The 16,325-nt window shown below is 65.8% G+C and carries 14 protein-coding genes; 3 read left to right on the top strand and 11 right to left on the bottom strand.

Translation table 11 applies throughout. The features are described from left to right. Positions 1-73 precede the first annotated feature (73 nt). Positions 74-538 carry an RbsD/FucU family protein gene (locus KBI52_RS19340; RefSeq protein WP_173947112.1) on the top strand — a complete coding sequence of 155 codons (465 nt, stop codon included), beginning with the start codon at positions 74-76 and terminating at the stop codon, positions 536-538. A 13-nt stretch (positions 539-551) separates the two neighbouring features. Here the strand turns inward: KBI52_RS19340 and KBI52_RS19335 are convergent, their stop codons facing one another. The 4 genes from KBI52_RS19335 to KBI52_RS19320 all read right to left on the bottom strand — a co-directional run bounded on the left by KBI52_RS19335 (position 552) and on the right by KBI52_RS19320 (position 3,330). Next, positions 552-1,754, bottom strand: a complete 1,203-nt coding sequence (locus KBI52_RS19335; protein ID WP_210810605.1) for a pyridoxal phosphate-dependent aminotransferase — start codon at positions 1,752-1,754, stop codon at positions 552-554. Positions 1,755-1,869: 115 nt separating this feature from the next. Then, entirely contained in the window at positions 1,870-2,304 is a 435-nt protein-coding gene (gene mscL / locus KBI52_RS19330) for a large conductance mechanosensitive channel protein MscL (protein ID WP_210810604.1), read from the bottom strand. A gap of 53 nt (positions 2,305-2,357) precedes the next feature. Beyond that, a complete protein-coding gene (locus tag KBI52_RS19325) occupies positions 2,358-2,885 on the bottom strand; it encodes a VOC family protein (RefSeq protein WP_210810599.1) in 528 nt (175 codons plus the stop codon). Positions 2,886-2,895: 10 nt separating this feature from the next. Further along, positions 2,896-3,330, bottom strand: coding sequence for a DoxX family protein (locus KBI52_RS19320; RefSeq protein WP_173947108.1), 435 nt, complete (start codon positions 3,328-3,330; stop codon positions 2,896-2,898). Positions 3,331-3,431: 101 nt separating this feature from the next. Between KBI52_RS19320 and KBI52_RS19315 the strand changes: the two genes are divergently transcribed. Together KBI52_RS19315 and KBI52_RS19310 are read left to right on the top strand one after the other, a co-directional pair. Further along, positions 3,432-4,346: a LysR family transcriptional regulator gene (locus tag KBI52_RS19315; RefSeq protein ID WP_210810597.1), complete on the top strand. Its 915-nt coding sequence runs from the start codon at positions 3,432-3,434 to the stop codon at positions 4,344-4,346. Between the two features lie 71 nt (positions 4,347-4,417). Then, positions 4,418-7,927, top strand: coding sequence for a PAS domain-containing hybrid sensor histidine kinase/response regulator (locus KBI52_RS19310; protein ID WP_210810595.1), 3,510 nt, complete (start codon positions 4,418-4,420; stop codon positions 7,925-7,927). Positions 7,928-8,072: 145 nt separating this feature from the next. Here the strand turns inward: KBI52_RS19310 and KBI52_RS19305 are convergent, their stop codons facing one another. From KBI52_RS19305 to KBI52_RS19275, 7 genes are all read right to left on the bottom strand, one after another. Next, positions 8,073-8,777, bottom strand: a complete 705-nt coding sequence (locus KBI52_RS19305; protein ID WP_210810590.1) for an aspartate/glutamate racemase family protein — start codon at positions 8,775-8,777, stop codon at positions 8,073-8,075. A 9-nt stretch (positions 8,778-8,786) separates the two neighbouring features. Next, on the bottom strand, positions 8,787-9,410 hold the full coding sequence (locus KBI52_RS19300; protein ID WP_210810585.1) for a 2-hydroxychromene-2-carboxylate isomerase: 624 nt from the start codon (positions 9,408-9,410) through the stop codon (positions 8,787-8,789). Positions 9,411-9,465: 55 nt separating this feature from the next. Next, positions 9,466-10,014 (bottom strand): thioesterase family protein, encoded by a 549-nt coding sequence (locus KBI52_RS19295; RefSeq protein ID WP_210810581.1) that lies wholly within the window; start codon positions 10,012-10,014, stop codon positions 9,466-9,468. Between the two features lie 10 nt (positions 10,015-10,024). Beyond that, positions 10,025-10,534, bottom strand: coding sequence for a DinB family protein (locus KBI52_RS19290; RefSeq protein WP_210810580.1), 510 nt, complete (start codon positions 10,532-10,534; stop codon positions 10,025-10,027). A 188-nt stretch (positions 10,535-10,722) separates the two neighbouring features. Further along, entirely contained in the window at positions 10,723-12,933 is a 2,211-nt protein-coding gene (locus KBI52_RS19285; RefSeq protein ID WP_210810577.1) for an FAD-dependent oxidoreductase, read from the bottom strand. A 24-nt stretch (positions 12,934-12,957) separates the two neighbouring features. Beyond that, positions 12,958-14,166, bottom strand: a complete 1,209-nt coding sequence (locus KBI52_RS19280; RefSeq protein ID WP_210810575.1) for an acetyl-CoA C-acetyltransferase — start codon at positions 14,164-14,166, stop codon at positions 12,958-12,960. An 85-nt stretch (positions 14,167-14,251) separates the two neighbouring features. After that, a complete protein-coding gene (locus KBI52_RS19275) occupies positions 14,252-16,045 on the bottom strand; it encodes an acyl-CoA dehydrogenase C-terminal domain-containing protein (RefSeq protein WP_173947099.1) in 1,794 nt (597 codons plus the stop codon). Between the last annotated feature and the right edge of the window lie 280 nt (positions 16,046-16,325).

Raw genomic sequence — 16,325 nt, 5'->3', positions numbered from 1 at the left:
GAACGACGGAAGCGTTGCGGAGATCCCGAAAGCCTGATGAGATTGCACCATCAATCATGACACGGAGGAAACGGTGCTTCATGGACTCGACCCGGCGCTCAACGCCGACCTGCTGTATGTGCTCCGGTCCATGGGCCACGGGGACGATCTGGTGATCTGTGACGCCAATTTCCCCGCCGATTCCATTGCGCGCCAGACGGCCTATGGCCGGGTGGTCCGGTTGGACAATATCGGCTCGCCGCGGGCCATCCGGGCCGTCCTGTCGCTGATGCCGCTCGACAGCTTCGTCGACACTCCCGCGGAACGCATGGAAGTCGTCGGCAATCCCGACGACCTTCCGGCCATCCAGCAGGAAGCCCAGAGCGAAATCGACGCGGTGGCCCAGCGCGATGCCGGACGTGACACCTGGCCGATGGGATCGGTCGAGCGCTTCGCGTTCTACGAGCGCGCCAAGCGGGCCTATGCGATCGTGGCGACCGGCGAGCGTCGCTTCTACGGCTGCTTCATCCTGAAGAAGGGCGTGATTCCGCCGCCCTAGGTCAGGTTCCGCCTCAGGCGACGAGCCTCGGGAGGGCTTCGCTGATCCGGCGGACCGCCTCTTCCACGTCCTCGGGCTTGCGCAGATAGCAAAGACGCAGGTAGCCCTCCCCGGCCTCGCCGAAGGCGGAGCCCGGCGCGAGGCCCACATTGGCCTCATCGATGAGACGGAACGCGACATCCTTCGAGCTCGTGGCACCCTTGATCTTCAGGAAGGCATAGAAGGCGCCGCTCGGCGGGGCCAGCTCCACGAGGCCGGTCTCGGCCAGCTGCCCTACGATCTCCCGGCCGCGGCGGGCCTTGCCGATCTGATCGGCCAGGAAGCTCTCACCCTGCTCGATGGCCGCGACACCGGCGCGCTGGATGAAGACCGGCGTTCCGGAGGTCTGGTACTGCACCAGGTTCTCGATCACCTGGCCCATGGCCGGCGAGGCTTCGAGCCAGCCGAGGCGCCATCCGGTCATGGCCCAGTTCTTGGAAAAGGTCTGGATGAAGAGGATCTTGTCGTCCGCTTCCATGACATCGCGGAAGGAAGGCGCCCGTCCGTCGACGGTCAGCGCCGGATCGTGGATGAAGCGGCCATAGATCTCGTCCGCCACGATCCAGAGGCCGTGCCTCCTGGCGAGATCGAGCGCGGCGCGAAGATCCGCATGGCTTGCGACCCATCCGGTCGGGTTCGACGGCGAGTTGATGACGATGGCGCGGGTCCGCGAGGTGATGGCCTTCTCGAGAAGCTCGAAATCGAGATGCCAGCCGCGCGCGTCGATGGTCATCGGCACGGCCACGGGACGCGCGCCGGCAACGGTGATCGCACCGGTGAAATTCGGCCAGGCGGGGGTCGGGACCAGCACCTCGTCGCCGTTGCCTGCCAGCATGCGGAAGGCGAGCTGCATCGCCGGCATGCCGCCCGACGTCACGAAGAAGCGTTCCGGATCGAAGGGTTTGGCGTAAACATGTTCGTGGTAGGTGGCGATGGCCTGGCGCAGTTCGGGAATGCCGCGCTGGTAGGTGTAGAAGGTTTCGCCTTTGGCAAGCGACTGGGCAGCCGCATCGCAGATGAAGGACGGGGTCGGCAGGTCACCCTCGCCCACCCAGAGCGGGATGATGCCGGGCTTCTGGCGACCGTAGGTGAACACGTCCACGATGCCGCTCGTCGGCGCCTTTTCCGCCTCGGGGCGCAGGTTGAGAACGGACGGAATCGAGACGGACGCGTTCATGGGGAAGTTCCTCGGAGACGGGCGATCAGGCATGGCCCGTTCGCCCGCTCAAGGCAAGTCCGGAATGGGTCTCATCACGAAAGACGAAGGGTCCGATCGAAACCTGTGATCGATCTCAGCTCGTCCGCCCGGTCTTCAGGAGGTCGCGGATTTCCGTCAGCAGCTTCACGTCGGCCGGGATTTCCGGAGGCTTCTCGGCCGTGCCCGTCTTGGCATCTTCCGCACGGCGGAGGCGGTTCATGCCCTTGACCAGGAGGAAGAGGATCCAGGCGATGATGACGAAGTTGATGGCGACCGTGATGAAGTTGCCCCAGCCGAGCACCGCCCCCTGCTTCTTGGCTTCGTCGAGCGACCCCGCCGTGACGTTGCCCGACAGGGCCGTGAAGTAGTTCGAGAAATCGAGGCCGCCGGTGATGGCCCCGATGATCGGCATGAAGACATCGCCCACAAGGGAATCCACGATCCTGCCGAACGCGGCACCGATGATGATGCCGATGGCGAGATCGACCACGTTCCCCCGCAGGGCGAACTGCTTGAATTCATTCCACATGACCGGACCTCTCTGCTGCCCCCTGGCTAAAGCTGCCCGATCTGGGAATTTCGTCAAGCTTCCCGGGCGGCCAGGAGATCCTGCAGATCAAGGCGCTGGGTGACCATCGCAAGTTCGCCCTCGGCCGTTCGCGGCCATTGCTCCTGCGGCCGGTCGACATAGAGTTCGATGCCGTTGCCGTCGGGATCGCTCAGGTAGAGCGCCTCGCTGACCCCGTGATCGCTCGCGCCCTGCAGCGGAATGCCGGTCTCGACCAACCGATAGAGCGCGTCGGCGAGGGCGGCCCGCGTCGGGTAGAGGATGGCCACATGGTAGAGACCGGTGGTGCCGGGAGGCGGCGGGGAACCGCCCTTGCTCTCCCAGGTATTGAGACCGATGTGGTGATGGTAGCCCCCGGCCGACACGAAGGCCGCCTGGGTGCCGTAGCGCTGGATCAGCTCGAAGCCGAGCACGCCGCAATAGAAGGCAAGCGCTCGGTCCAGATCGGCCACCTTCAGGTGGACATGGCCGATCCTGACGCCGGGATCGATGGGCCGGGCCACCGGCTGCCCGGTGGCATCATGGGGAATGGGCTTGATCATGGAGCGAGCCTCAGGCCGAACGGGTGGACAATGCGGGAGCAGTCTTCGCCGAACCAGCCCGCACCGCAAGGGCGCCGTCTCCGAGAAGGGCCTGGGCCACGAGAGCAACGATCCAGAATGCCAGGTACTCCCAGCCGCCCTTCGGGTTGTTGAAGAAGAACCCGGCCGGGCCGTGCACGAACGCGATGGCGCCGAGAAGCACCGGGATCAGAGCCAGAGCGACCCAGCGGGTGAAGAACCCGAGGATGAGGGCGATCCCGCCGGCCGTTTCGGCCGCGATGGTCAGGTAGGCCAGGGCCGGAGGGAGCCCGAGGCTGCCGAAGAACTGCGCCGCGCCGGCCGGCGTGAACACGAAGACCTTGAGGCCGGCATGGGCCAGGAACAGGACGCCGAGCGTGATGCGCAGAATGAGGGCGGCGTAGGGAGCGGTGCGGGTATCGATCATTGAGATCTCCTGAAATCGGTCTTCCCATATGATCTCAAACCACTGATGTGATAATCCAAGTATCAGAATTATACTTCACACCCGCAGAGTGAGATCGATCCATGCTCGACCGTGTGACCGGCATGCAGGTCTTCGTCCGTGTCGCGACGCTCGGCAGCTTCTCGGCGGCGGCACGGTCGCTCCACCTGTCCCAGACCATGGTGACCAAGCATGTGGCCGCGCTGGAGGACCGGCTCGGCGTGAAGCTGCTGCACCGGTCCACGCGCAAGCTGGCGCTGACCGAAGCGGGACGGAGCTATCTCGCCGCCTGCGAGCGCATCCTGGCCGAGATTGAGGAAGCGGAAGCCTCGGCCAGTCTCGATCGCGTCGAGCCCCGGGGGACGCTGCGGCTCAACGTCCCCCTCACCTTCGGTTTCCGCCAGGTCGTTCCGGCTCTCGCCGAGTTCAGCCGGCTTTACCCTGCGGTCTCGTTCGACCTCGGACTGGCCGACCGCTATGTCGACCTCATGGAGGAAGGCTGGGATCTGGCGGTCCGGATCGGCCGATTGAAGGATTCGAGCCTCGTTGCCCGGCGGCTCGCCCCCTGCCGGACCATCGTGTGCGCATCCCCGGCTTATCTGGAGGCGCACGGAACCCTGCGGACCCTGGATGATCTCGCCCGGCACAATTGCCTCGGCTACACCCTGCCGAGCGCCATCGGGGCGAACCGATGGACCTTCGGCACAGACGGCGCCATGGTCGTGCCCATCCAGGGCAACCTCCGGGCCAACAACGGCGATGCCCTCCTGGCCGCCGCGGTTGCCGGACAGGGGCTGATCTATCAGCCCACCTTCATCGTCGGCGACAGCCTGCGGGCTGGCGATCTCGTCCCGGTCCTGCGCGACTACCCGACCTACGAGCCCGCCATCCATGCCGTCCTGCCTTCGGGCCGGCAAGCTCCGGCCAAGGTCCGCGCCTTCGTGGCGTTCCTGGCCGCGCGTTTCGGGCCGGAACCGGAATGGGATCGCGGCCTGTGACGGCCCTGCGATGGCTTTCGTGCGCCTGAACGGCTAAACCTGTTGGACGTTTGCTTTTGAGGGTTGAGCCTATGGTTGCCACCTGGGCCGTCGTGCTGTCGGCGCTGGTTTATCTCTGCTTCCTGTTCACCGTGGCCCACTGGGGCGATTATGGCGGGCGGCGCTTCATTCAGGGTCCGGCTCGCTCCACCATCGCGTCCCTCGCCCTTGCCGTCTATTGCACGTCCTGGACCTTCTTCGGATCCGTCGGGCTCGCCAGCCATTCCGGCTTCGACTTCCTGGCCATCTATATCGGGCCGATCCTCGTCATCGGCTTGGGCTATCCCCTCGTCGCCCGGATCGTCAGGGTGGCCAAGACGCAGAACATCTCCTCCATCGCCGACTTCGTCGCGGCCCGCTACGGCAAGAGTGAACGGGTGGCCGCCCTCGTGAGCCTGATCGCCCTTGTCGGCTCCGTGCCTTACATCGCCTTGCAGCTGAAGGCGGTCTCGTCATCGCTCGACGTCTTTCTCGGAGCGGCCAACGAGACGTTCCCGTCGCAGCTTCCCTTCATCGGTGATCTCGCCTTCGTGGTGGCGCTCGTATTGGCGGGGTTTGCGGTCGCGTTCGGCACCCGCCACACGGATGCGACGGAGCACCAGAACGGGCTCCTTCTGGCGATCTCCCTGGAATCCCTGGTCAAGCTCATCGCCTTCCTGATCGTCGGCGGATACATCACGTTCGTGATGTTCGACGGCTACGATGCCATCGTCCAGCGCCTCCACGCGCAGGGGACCACGGCGGATCTGATGAGCCGGACCTCGGGCTTCGGCAGCTACATCACCCTCATCCTGCTCTCCACCTGCGCGGCTCTCCTCCTGCCGCGCCAGTTTCACGTGACGGTGGTCGAGAACCATGACATCGCGGATCTGAAGCGGACCGCTTGGCTGTTCCCGCTCTATCTGCTCCTCATCAATCTCTTCGTAATCCCGATCGCGCTCGCAGGCCTTGCGTCGTTTCCGGAGGGCGCGGTCGACCGGGACATGACCCTGCTGGCGTTGCCGCTCGCCGACGGGGCGGGTACCGTCGCGGTCATTGCCTTCCTGGGCGGATTCTCGGCCGCCACAGCAATGGTGATCGTAGACTCCGTCGCCGTGGCGGTGATGATCTCCAACCACCTCGTCATGCCCATCGTCCTGCGGCGGCGCGCCTTTGCGGGAATCGATCCCGGCAATTTCGTGATCGGCGTGCGGCGCATCTCGATCGTCGTCGTCATTCTCCTGGGCTATGCCTATTACCGCGCCTCCGGCGAAGCGGCGCTTGCCGCCATCGGGCTTCTTTCCTTCGCGGCCATCGCGCAGGTCGCGCCTGCCTTTCTCGGCGGTCTCATCTGGTCGCGCGGCACGGCGTTCGGGGCCAGCATCGGGCTCGTGGTCGGCTTTCTCACCTGGGCCTACACGCTTCTCCTGCCGAGCCTCGTCTGGGACGGGGTGTTCTGGTCCGACGTGGTCGTCACCGGTCCATTCGGCATCACGGCCCTCAAACCGACCGCCCTGTTCGGCGTCGACCTGCCCCAGCTGACCCATGGCGTGGTCTGGAGCCTGACGCTCAACATCCTGTGCTATATCGGCTTCTCCCTGTGGCGGCCGGTGACCGCCATGGAGCAGATCCAGGCCGATCTGTTCATGGGCGAAGCCGCCGCCTCGGCGGCCCCGAGCTTCCGCCTGTTCCGCGCCAGCGTCACGGTCGGCGAACTGCGCGCCACCGTCGCCCGCTACCTCGGCGAGGAGCGGACGAACCGATCTTTCGAAGGATTCACCCATAGCCGCGGACAGAACCTCGACCCGCGGGCCGAAGCCGATGTCCATCTCCTGCGCTACGCGGAGCACCTCCTGGCATCGGCCATCGGCACGGCGTCCTCGCGCCTCGCGCTGTCGCTGCTCCTGCGCCGCCGCACCGTTTCCACGGAAGCCGCTCTCAAGCTGCTCGACGATGCGTCCGCGGCCATCCAGCACAGCCGCGACCTGCTCCAGCATGCGCTCAACTACGCCAAGCAGGGCATCACCGTGCTCGACAGCGATCTGCGCCTGCTCGCCTGGAACCAAGCCTTCATCGATCTCTACGACATGCCCCCCAACTTCGTGCATGTAGGGATCAGCATGGAGCGCATCGTGCACTACAACGCCTCGCGCGGATCCTATGGACCGGGCAAGATCGACGAGCTGGTGGCCGCGCGCCTGCACTCGTTCCGGCACGATGTGGAGCCCGTGCGCCTCAGGCTCTATCCGTCCGGCAAGGTGATCGAGATCCGGTCGAACCTGCTTCCCGACGGCGGCCACGTGACCACCTACACGGACGTGACCGAAACGGTTCTGGCCGAGGAGGCGAGCCGCCGGGCGAACGAGACCCTGGAACAGCGCGTGCGCGAGCGAACCGAAGAGCTGACGCGCCTCAACGAAGCCCTGCGCAGCGCCAAGGCCGAAGCCGACGAGGCGAACATCTCGAAGACGCGCTTTCTCGCCGCCGCCTCGCACGACATCCTGCAGCCGCTCAATGCGGCGCGCCTCTATGCGGTCTCCCTGGTGGAGCGGGACCGCGAAGCAGGCGACGGGACGCTCGCCGAGAACATCGACGCCTCCCTCGACGCGGTCGAGGAAATCCTGACAGCCATCCTCGACATCTCGCGCCTCGACACCGGCGCGATGAAGCCGCAATGGTCGAGCTTCCGCATCGACGAGCTGTTCCGCCAGCTCCAGCGCGAGTTCGAGCCCGTGGCGCGCAACAAGGGCCTCAAGCTCACCTTCGTGCCCTCCTCGCTGACGGTGCGATCCGACCGGCGCTTGATGCGCCGCCTGCTGCAGAACCTGATCTCCAACGCGATCAAGTACACGCCGTCGGGCCGCGTGATCGTCGGTGGGCGCCGTCGCGGCGGCCATATCGTGCTCGAGGTGTGGGACACGGGTCTCGGCATTCCGCCCTCGAAGCAGCGCATCGTCTTCCGCGAGTTCCAGCGCCTCGATCAGGGCATGAAGGCCGCGCGGGGCTTGGGCCTCGGCCTGTCCATCGTCGAGCGCATCGGGCGCGTGCTCAAACATCCGATCACGCTGAATTCGGAGGTCGGACGCGGATCCGTGTTCCGGGTCGAGGTGCCTGTGGTGGCGGCTCTTCCGGCGACGGCCGCCACGCCCGAGCCGCCGAAGCCGGCTGCGACGATGCTGTCAGGCCTGCGCGTCCTCGTGATCGACAACGAACCGGCAATCCTCGAAGGCATGCGCCTGCTTCTCTCGGGCTGGGGCTGCGACACCTGGACGGCGTCGGACCTGGAGAGCGCCCATCAGGCGCTCAGAACGCATAAGGCCTTGCCGGAGGTGATCATCGCGGATTATCACCTCGACGAGACGGACGGCCTTGAGCTGATCAAGGCCCTGCGCTGGAAGACCCAGGTCGACACGCCGGCCGTGCTCGTGACCGCGGACCGCACGCCAGTCGTTCGCGACGCCGCGGCGGCCATGAACATCCATGTGCTCAACAAGCCCCTGAAGCCGGCGGCCTTGCGGGCCCTGCTGACCCAGTGGCGGGCCACGAAGGTGGCGGCGGAGTAGGAACCGGCACTCCGTCATCACCGGCCTTGTGTCGGTGATCCCGATTCCAAGAGCGCTGAGCTTCAGAAAGTCGGGATGGCCGGGACTGATCCCCGGATCAAGTCGGGGGGACGGCCATGACGTGGGAGAGGTCACGAGAAAGGCGTCATTCCGCCTGCAATGCCCGATCCACAGCCGCGAGCGCATGGAGTGTCGTCGTGTCGAACAACGGAACGGCGCTGTCCGCATCCGAGACCAGCAGCATGATCTCGGTGCATCCGAGGATGATCCCCTGTGCGCCGTGTTCGATCAGGCGCGCGATGATCTCTCGGTAGGCCTGCCGCGACTCCGGCCTGACCGTCCCGAGCACGAGCTCCTTGTAGATGATCTCGTGCACGATCCGCCGGTCGTCCTCTTCCGGGACGATCACGTCGAGCCCATGATGCTGCTGCAGGCGGCCCTTGTAGAAGTCCTGCTCCATCGTAAAGGCCGTGCCCAGGAGGCCGATGCGTTCCAAGCCCGCCGCCTTAATCTTCGCGGCCGTGGGATCGGCGATGTGAAGCAGCGGAAGGCCCACGGCCGACGAGACCGCATCGGCGAGGCGGTGCATCGTGTTGGTGCAGATGACGATGAAGTCCGCTCCGCCGCGCTCCAGGCGCAGGGCGGCCTCCTTCATCGCCTCGGCGAGCCTGTTCCATTCGCCGTCATGCTGCAGCCGCTTGATGTCCTCGAAATCGAAGGAATACATCAGGCATTGGGCCGAGTGCACTCCGCCGAGGCGCCGGTTCGTCTCCTGGTTGATGATGCGGTAATACTCGGCCGAGCTTTCCCAGCTCATGCCGCCGATGAGCCCGATCGTCCTTGGTTGCATGGCTGGGCCTCACGAACTCGGTGTGTAGGGCTCGCGGCCGCTTGTCAGCGCATCGTCCAGCAGTTCGAGCCGATCCTGGCCCCAGAACACTTCCCCATCGAGCACATAGGCCGGCGAGCCGAAGACGTCGCCCGCCACCGCGTTTTCCAGGTTGAGGGCATAGATCGCCTCGGTGGTGCTGCCGGTCACCACGTCCATGAGGGAGGACGAGTCGAGCCCCGCCTGCTCGGCCAGTTCCGAGAGAACGAGCGGATCGGACAGGTCGCGCTCCTCCTCCCAGACGGCGGCGAAAGCCCGGCGCAGGAAGGCGTCGGGGCTCTTGCCGGACGCCGTGATCGCGATGACGAAACGGTCGGCGAGGTTCACGTCGAACGGCCAGTGCTTCGGGCTGATGTTGAAGGACAGGCCGCGTTTCTCACGCCAGCGCTGCAATTCGAGGATCCGGTAGCGCTGCCGCGCCGGGTGGCGCTGGGCCAGGGGCAGGCCGCCAGTTTCCGAGAAGACGCGGCCCAGGAAGACGGGCTTGTAGTTGACCTCGACGCCGTGCTTCTGCGCGATCTCCATGAAGGGCGCATGGCCGATATAGGCCCAGGGGCTCACGAGGGAGAAGTAATAGTCGATGATGCGGGGCATGGGTCCGATTCGGGGTTTTCGCAGGCCGGAACGGCGTCGGCCCCACCTTGGACCATCAGGCGGCGCTCTTCAACGTCTCTTCGGCCGCCAGGAAAGCCTCGACTTCGGGGGCGGCCGCCGGCGCCTGCGCATCGACCCCGATCTCGCCGAGCAGGCGCTCCATGGGAACGAAGCGACGCTCCTTGCGGTCATAGAGCCCCGCCCGCACGAGAGCGATGGCGTTGAGCACGGGGCGGCCGTCCCTGGCTTTCGAGATCAGCCGGTGCTCCATCACCACATGGCTGACCGACCAAGTCAGGATGCGGGTCTCCAGCGTGAAGGCGCGAAAGGGCCTCAGCTCCCGCCGGAAGCGGATCTGTCCCGCTCCCACGACGGGCACCCAGCCGTGCCTGAGGATGGGGCGCCACAGGCCGGACCGGATCATGATGTCGGTTCGCCCGAGATCCATGAGCGTCCAGTAGCGCCCGTTGTTCATATGCAGAGACGTATCCAGATCATGCAGCCACACCCGGAATCCCAGGCGCGACACGTCCCGCGCCGGATCGAGCTTCCTTCGGAAGAGCGACATGACGATGAGGTGAAGGACGCGCAGCCACAGATTCATGCCAGGCCCATCATGCCAAGCCCATGCCCGTCTGGCGTTGAAACAGGATCAGGTCGAGGGAGGGAGCCTCGAGGCCGAAGCCCGTGAGCAGGCCATGGACCTGTCCGCGGTGATGGGTCTGATGATTGAAGAAGTGAGCGAGCGCCGGCGCCAGCGGCTGCTCGACCTCGACCGGGTTCGTGATCGTCCGATAGCGGATGCGTCCGGCAAGATCGGCGTCGGACAGGCCGTCAACATAAGCGACGATCCGCGCATCCTCCCTCTGGCGCGCCTCGCGAAGCGCTGAGAAATCCTCGAACAGGATCGCGTCGAGCCGGTTCGGCGCCTCCCCCTGGCCGGAAAAGCGCTTCAGCCAGATGCGGTCGGTGGCGAGGAGATGGTTCAGCGTGCCGTGCACCGACTTGAAGAACGCCCCGCGGTCGGCGCGGTAGTCCGCATCGGACAAGTGCGCGGCAACATCGTAGATGCGCTCGTTGCACCACGCATTGTAGCCCGCCATCATGGCATAGTGCGGCTTCATGGGGAGGCCCCTCCGTGTCTTCACACCCTCCGAGTCATGGGACGCAGTGGGACATCGGTCAAGATTTCGCCGGGGCCCCTCCCCGTCATGGCCGGGCGTGTCCCGGCCATCCCGCTGAGTCGAGGCGCGGTGCTTCTCGGATCGGGATCACCGGCACAGGGCCGGTGATGACAAGACGCGGGAGACGATCAAGCCGCCTTCTTCGTTCCTGCGGCGCGGCCGTAGAACGTGTCGCCCGAGGCGGCCATGTCGAGGAGGATCTTCGGCGGCGCGAAGCGGTCGCCGTTCTTGGACTGCAGGCTCTGGCACAAGGCCACGAAGGCCTTTGCGCCCATGAAGTCGATGTAGGAGAGCGCGCCGCCGGTATAGGGGGCGAAGCCGAAGCCGAGGATCGACCCCACATCCGCCTCGCGCGGATCGGTGATCACGCCCTCCTCGAAGGTGCGGGCCGCTTCCAGGGCCTGGGTGACGAGCAGGCGCTGCTTCAATTCCTGCATGTCGGCGAACTCGGGCTCGACGTGCTTGGTCTGCAGATCCTTCAGGCCGGGCCACAGGCGCTTCTGCCCGCCTTCCGGATAATCGTAGAAGCCCTTGCGGTTCTTGCGGCCGAGGCGCCCCTCTTTCTCCACAAGCGTGGTGAGCAGGTCCTCCTGCTCCGGCACGATGGCGGCTTCGCCCAACTGGGCCTTGGTGGCGCGCAGGATCTTGAGGCCGAGATCAACCCCGACCTCGTCGTTGAGCGAGAGCGGCCCGACCGGCATCCCGGCCTGCCTGCCTGCCTGCTCGATCATCGCGGACGGCAGGCCCTCGGTGAACATGAGGTGTCCCTCGAGGATGTAGGCGAGCACGCATCGGTTTGCGAAGAAGCCGCGCGAGTCGTTGACGACGATCGGCGTCTTCTTGATCAGCCGCACGTAGTCGAGCGCCGTGGCGAGCGCCGTATCGCCGGTCTCCTTGCCCATGATGATCTCGACCAGCATCATCTTCTCGACCGGCGAGAAGAAGTGGATGCCGATGAACTGGCCGGGCTTCTTCGACTGCTGGGCCAGACCCGTGATCGGCAGGGTCGAGGTGTTCGACGCGAAGACGCAGTCCGGGCGGATCGCGGCCTCGACCTTCTGGATCACCTCGGCCTTGACCTTGGGATCCTCGAACACGGCCTCGATGACGAGATCGCAATCGTTGAGATCACCATAATCGGCGGACGGCGTGATGCGGGAGAGCAGCGCATCGCGGTCCGCCGTCTTGGCGCGGCCCTTCATGATCTGGTCGCTCATGAGCTTGTGCGAATGGGCCTTGCCCTTCTCGGCCGATTCCATGTCGCGGTCGACGAGCACCACGTCGAGGCCCGCATTGGCCGTGACGTAGGCGACGCTCGCGCCCATGAAGCCTGCTCCGACGACGCCGACCTTCTTCAGATTCGTCGGCGGCACGTCCTTCGGACGGCGCGCGCCCTTGTTGAGATCCTGCATGGAGATGAAGAGCGTGCGGATCATCGCGGCCGCCTCCTTCGAACGCAGGATCTTGGCGAACCAGCGCGACTCCACCTTCAGGGCGAGGTCCATCGGAAGCTGCAGCCCCTGATAGACCGATTCCAGGATCGCGCGGATCGCCGGGTAATTGTCCTGGGTCTCGCGCCGGTAGATGGCGTTCGCCGGAGGCCAGATCTGCATGCCGGCGGCGGAAAAGACCTTGTTCGACGGCAGCTTGTAGCCCTTCTGGTCCCACGGTGCGACGGCGGAACCGCCGTTCCTGATCCAGTCCTTGGCGGTCTCGACGATGGCGTCGCGGGGCGCGACCGCATGGACGAGGCCCATGTTGCGGGCCATCAGCGGGCGGATCTGCTCACCCTTGAACAGCATCTGCAGGGCATCGCCCGTCTGCATCAGGCGCGCCACGCGCTGCGTGCCGCCGGCGCCGGGGAAGAGTCCGACCTTCACCTCGGGCAGGCCGACGCGGGTCGAATCCACATCCGAGAGCACGCGGAAATGGCAGGCGAGCGCCAGCTCGAAGGCGCCGCCGAGGCAGACGCCGTGCACGGCCGCGGCAAACGGCTTGCCGCTGGTCTCGAGGCGGCGGTAGAGCAGCGAGAGCCGGCGCGATTCCTCGAAGAAGAACTGCATCGCAGCCTCTTCGCCCTTTTCCTTCGCAAGCCGCGCATATTCGGCGCCGAGCCCCTGGAGCATGGTGAGATCGGCCCCGCCGGAGAAAGCCTCCTTGCCGGAGGTGATGACGCAGCCCTTGATCGCCTCGTCGCCGGCGACCGCGTCGATGATCTGCTCCAGTTCGCCCATCACCTCGGGGGTGATCACGTTCATGGAGCGGCCGGGCATGTCCCAGGTGGCGACCGCAATCCCGTCGGCATCGACCTCGAAGCGGAAATTGGTGAAGTTCGTCATGGTGGTTCTCCCGTTTCCGCCGTCTCAAACCCGCTCGATGATCGCAGCCGTGCCCATGCCGGCGGCGACGCACAAGGTGATCAGGGCCGTCTGCTTGTTCGTGCGCTCCAGCTCGTCGAGCACGGTGCCCAGGATCATGGCCCCAGTGGCGCCGAGCGGGTGGCCCATGGCGATGGCGCCGCCGTTCACGTTCACCTTCGCCGGGTCGAGATCCATCGCCTGCATGTAGCGCAGCACCACGGACGAGAAAGCCTCGTTGATCTCGAAGAGATCGATGTCGTCCTTCGTCATGCCGGCCTTGCGCAAGGCGAGCTCCGACACGTCGATGGGGCCGGTGAGCATGAGCGCGAGATCGGACCCGATGGATGCGAAGCCCTTCAGGCGCGCCCGCGGCTTCAGGCCGGCCTTCGCGCCGCCTTCCCGGCTGCCGACGAGCACCGCAGCGGCACCATCCACGATGCCCGAGGAGTTGCCCGCGTGATGCACGTGATTGACGAACTCCACATCCGGATGCGCCGCGGTCGCGACCGCATCGAAGCCGCCCATCTCGCCCATCTGAACGAAAGCGGCCTTCAGCTGGCCCAGCGACTGCATATCGGTCTGCGGCCGCATGTGCTCGTCCTTCGCCAGGATCGTGATGCCGTTGACATCCTTCACCGGCACGACGGACTTGGCGAAGCGGCCATCGTCCCAGGCCTTCGCGGCGCGCTTCTGCGACTCGATCGCGTAGGCATCGACATCGTCGCGCGAGAAGCCGTATTTCGTGGCGATGAGATCCGCCGAGATGCCCTGCGGCAGGAAATAGGTGGGAATGGCGATGCCGGGATCGACCGGCCATGCGCCGCCCGACGCGCCCATGCCGATGCGGCTCATGGATTCGACGCCGCCCCCGATGGCGATGTCCTTCATGCCCGACATGACCTGCGCGGCAGCGAGGTTCACGGCATCCAGACCCGAGGCGCAGAAGCGGTTGATCTGCACGCCCGGAACCTCCTTGCCGAAGCCCGCCTTCAAGGCCGCGGCGCGTGCGATGTCGCCGCCGGCCTCGCCGATGGGATCCACGCAGCCGAGCACCACGTCCTCCACCAGCATCGGATCGAGATCGTTGCGCTTGCGGATGGCATCGAGCGCCGTCACGGCGAGATCGACCGCCGGAACCTCGTGCAGCGAACCGTCCGGCTTGCCGCGTCCGCGCGGGGTGCGAACGGCGTCATAGATAAAGGCATCAGCCATGAGGGTCTCCCGGTCATGTGGTCGTCCCGGACGCGAGGCGCGCCGGGATCGTTGTCGGATAAGGAACGCTTTACTTGCTGCGCGGTCAGAACGCTTCCGCCGGCAGCGCCATGGTCGTGTCCGCCCCGGTGGAGATGCGGGCGAGACGCATGCCGGTCTCGGGCATCATCCGCTCCATGAAGAAGCGGCCGGTCAGGAGCTTGGCATCCATCTTGTCGGCAACGCCGTTGCCTTCAGCCTTCTTCGCCTGGGCGGCCTTCGCCATCTGGGCCCACATGTACCCCAGGACCACGAGTCCGAAGAGATGCATGTAGTCGGTGGCGCCCGCGCCGGCATTGTCGGGCTTCGCCATGGCGTTCTGCATGAACCACATGGTGGCCTGCTGCAGATGGCCGAGACCCTGCTGCAGGGGCGCCACATAGGCCTTCAGGCTTTCGTCGTCGGCATTCTCCTGGCAGAAGGCGCCGACCTCGTTGAAGAACGCCATGATGGCGCGCCCGCCGTCCTTGCCGAGCTTGCGGCCCACAAGGTCCATGGCCTGGATGCCGTTGGCGCCCTCGTAGATCATGGCGATGCGGGCATCGCGCACGAACTGCGACATGCCCCATTCCTCGATGTAGCCGTGGCCGCCGAACATCTGCTGCGCCTTGACGGCATTGTCGAAGCCGAGATCGGTGAGCACGCCTTTCACCACGGGGGTCATGAGACCCATGTAGTCTTCGGCGGTCTGGCGCTGCGCCTCGTCGGACGAGCGGTGCGCGATGTCGTTGTTCAGCCCCGTCCAGACGATGAGCGCCCGCGCCGCCTCGTTGAATGCCTTGATGGAGAGCAGCGTGCGGCGCACGTCCGGATGCACGATGATCGGATCGGCCGGCCTGTCGGGGAACTTGGCCCCGGTGAGCGCACGGCCCTGCAGGCGGTCCTTCGCGTAGGCCACCGCGTTCTGATAGGCGACCTCCGACTGGGACAGTCCCTGGACGCCGACCGCCAGCCGCGCCTCGTTCATCATCACGAACATGGCGTTGAGGCCGCGGTTCGCCTCGCCGATCAGCCAACCCCTGGCGCCGTCGTAGTTCATCACGCAGGTGGCGTTGCCGTGGATGCCCATCTTGTGCTCGAGCGACCCGCAGGAGACGCCGTTGCGGTCCCCGAGGGAGCCGTCGGCATTGACGAGGATCTTCGGCACCACGAAGAGCGAGATGCCCTTGGTTCCGGCGGGCGCTCCTTCGATGCGGGCAAGCACCAGGTGAACGATGTTCTCCGCCATGTCGTGCTCGCCGGCCGAGATGAAGATCTTGGTGCCGGAAATGGCGTAGGATCCGTCCCCGTTCGGAACGGCCTTCGTCTTGAGGAGGCCGAGATCCGTGCCGCAATGGGGTTCGGTGAGGTTCATGGTGCCGGTCCAGGCGCCCTCGATCATCTTCGGCAGATAGGTCTTCTTCTGCTCGTCGGTTCCGTGCACCACGAGGGCCGCGATGGCCCCCTGCGTCAGGCCCGGATACATGCCGAGCGCCAGGTTGGCCGAGGAGACGAATTCCTGCATCACCGTGTTGAGGACGGACGGTAGACCCTGGCCGCCGTACTCCCCGGGCGCGGCCAGTCCCATCCAGCCGCCGGCGGCATAAGCGTCGTAGGCTTGCCTGAAGCCCTTCGGGGTCGTCACCGAGCCGTCGGGGTGGCGGGTGCAGCCCTCCTGGTCGCCGGGGAGGTTCAGGGGCGCGAACACCTCCTCGCAGAGCTTGGCGCCCTCGGCGAGGATCGCCTCCACCGTGTCGGAGGTCGCATCGGCGAAACCGGGCAGGTTGTTGTGACGCTCAATCGGAAACACGTCGTTCAGGAGGAACATGACGTCTTCGACGGGGGCCTTGTAGACCGGCATTCGAACTCTCCCAGATCCCATTCCGGCATGAACGTTCCCATGGGGAAGGTGCCGGCCAAGTAGATAGTTCACATATAAACTATTCTGCCGTCTTGGGAAGAGGTAGGGTGGGAAATCTTTGGTGGAAGCCGTGACGATCGGGGCCGGCCCGGCCTGGCCCCGTCCCGACGGAACTTCCCCTCCTCCAGGAGCATCGGATCCTGAAGCGGCTGCCGATCTTGCGGCCCGGACCGAGGGTCGGTGGCGTCTCAGTGCGGCGGGGAGACCGCTCCAGCAGGAA

Source organism: Microvirga sp. HBU67558 (genome assembly GCF_018069605.1).
Taxonomy (GTDB): domain Bacteria; phylum Pseudomonadota; class Alphaproteobacteria; order Rhizobiales; family Beijerinckiaceae; genus Microvirga; species Microvirga terrae.
The sequence above is the reverse complement of the archived record's forward strand: the minus strand, read 5'-3'. Positions and strand labels throughout refer to the sequence as shown.

Bases quoted from the DNA above. Each gene is read 5' to 3' on its own strand.
- KBI52_RS19335 (WP_210810605.1), bottom strand. From the start codon at position 1,754: ATGAACGCGTCCGTCTCGATTCCGTCCGTTCTCAACCTGCGCCCCGAG.
- mscL (WP_210810604.1), bottom strand. From the start codon at position 2,304: ATGTGGAATGAATTCAAGCAGTTCGCCCTGCGGGGGAACGTGGTCGAT.
- KBI52_RS19325 (WP_210810599.1), bottom strand. From the start codon at position 2,885: ATGATCAAGCCCATTCCCCATGATGCCACCGGGCAGCCGGTGGCCCGG.
- KBI52_RS19320 (WP_173947108.1), bottom strand. From the start codon at position 3,330: ATGATCGATACCCGCACCGCTCCCTACGCCGCCCTCATTCTGCGCATC.
- KBI52_RS19315 (WP_210810597.1), top strand. From the start codon at position 3,432: ATGCTCGACCGTGTGACCGGCATGCAGGTCTTCGTCCGTGTCGCGACG.
- KBI52_RS19310 (WP_210810595.1), top strand. From the start codon at position 4,418: ATGGTTGCCACCTGGGCCGTCGTGCTGTCGGCGCTGGTTTATCTCTGC.
- KBI52_RS19305 (WP_210810590.1), bottom strand. From the start codon at position 8,777: ATGCAACCAAGGACGATCGGGCTCATCGGCGGCATGAGCTGGGAAAGC.
- KBI52_RS19300 (WP_210810585.1), bottom strand. From the start codon at position 9,410: ATGCCCCGCATCATCGACTATTACTTCTCCCTCGTGAGCCCCTGGGCC.
- KBI52_RS19295 (WP_210810581.1), bottom strand. From the start codon at position 10,014: ATGAATCTGTGGCTGCGCGTCCTTCACCTCATCGTCATGTCGCTCTTC.
- KBI52_RS19290 (WP_210810580.1), bottom strand. From the start codon at position 10,534: ATGAAGCCGCACTATGCCATGATGGCGGGCTACAATGCGTGGTGCAAC.
- KBI52_RS19285 (WP_210810577.1), bottom strand. From the start codon at position 12,933: ATGACGAACTTCACCAATTTCCGCTTCGAGGTCGATGCCGACGGGATT.
- KBI52_RS19280 (WP_210810575.1), bottom strand. From the start codon at position 14,166: ATGGCTGATGCCTTTATCTATGACGCCGTTCGCACCCCGCGCGGACGC.
- KBI52_RS19275 (WP_173947099.1), bottom strand. From the start codon at position 16,045: ATGCCGGTCTACAAGGCCCCCGTCGAAGACGTCATGTTCCTCCTGAAC.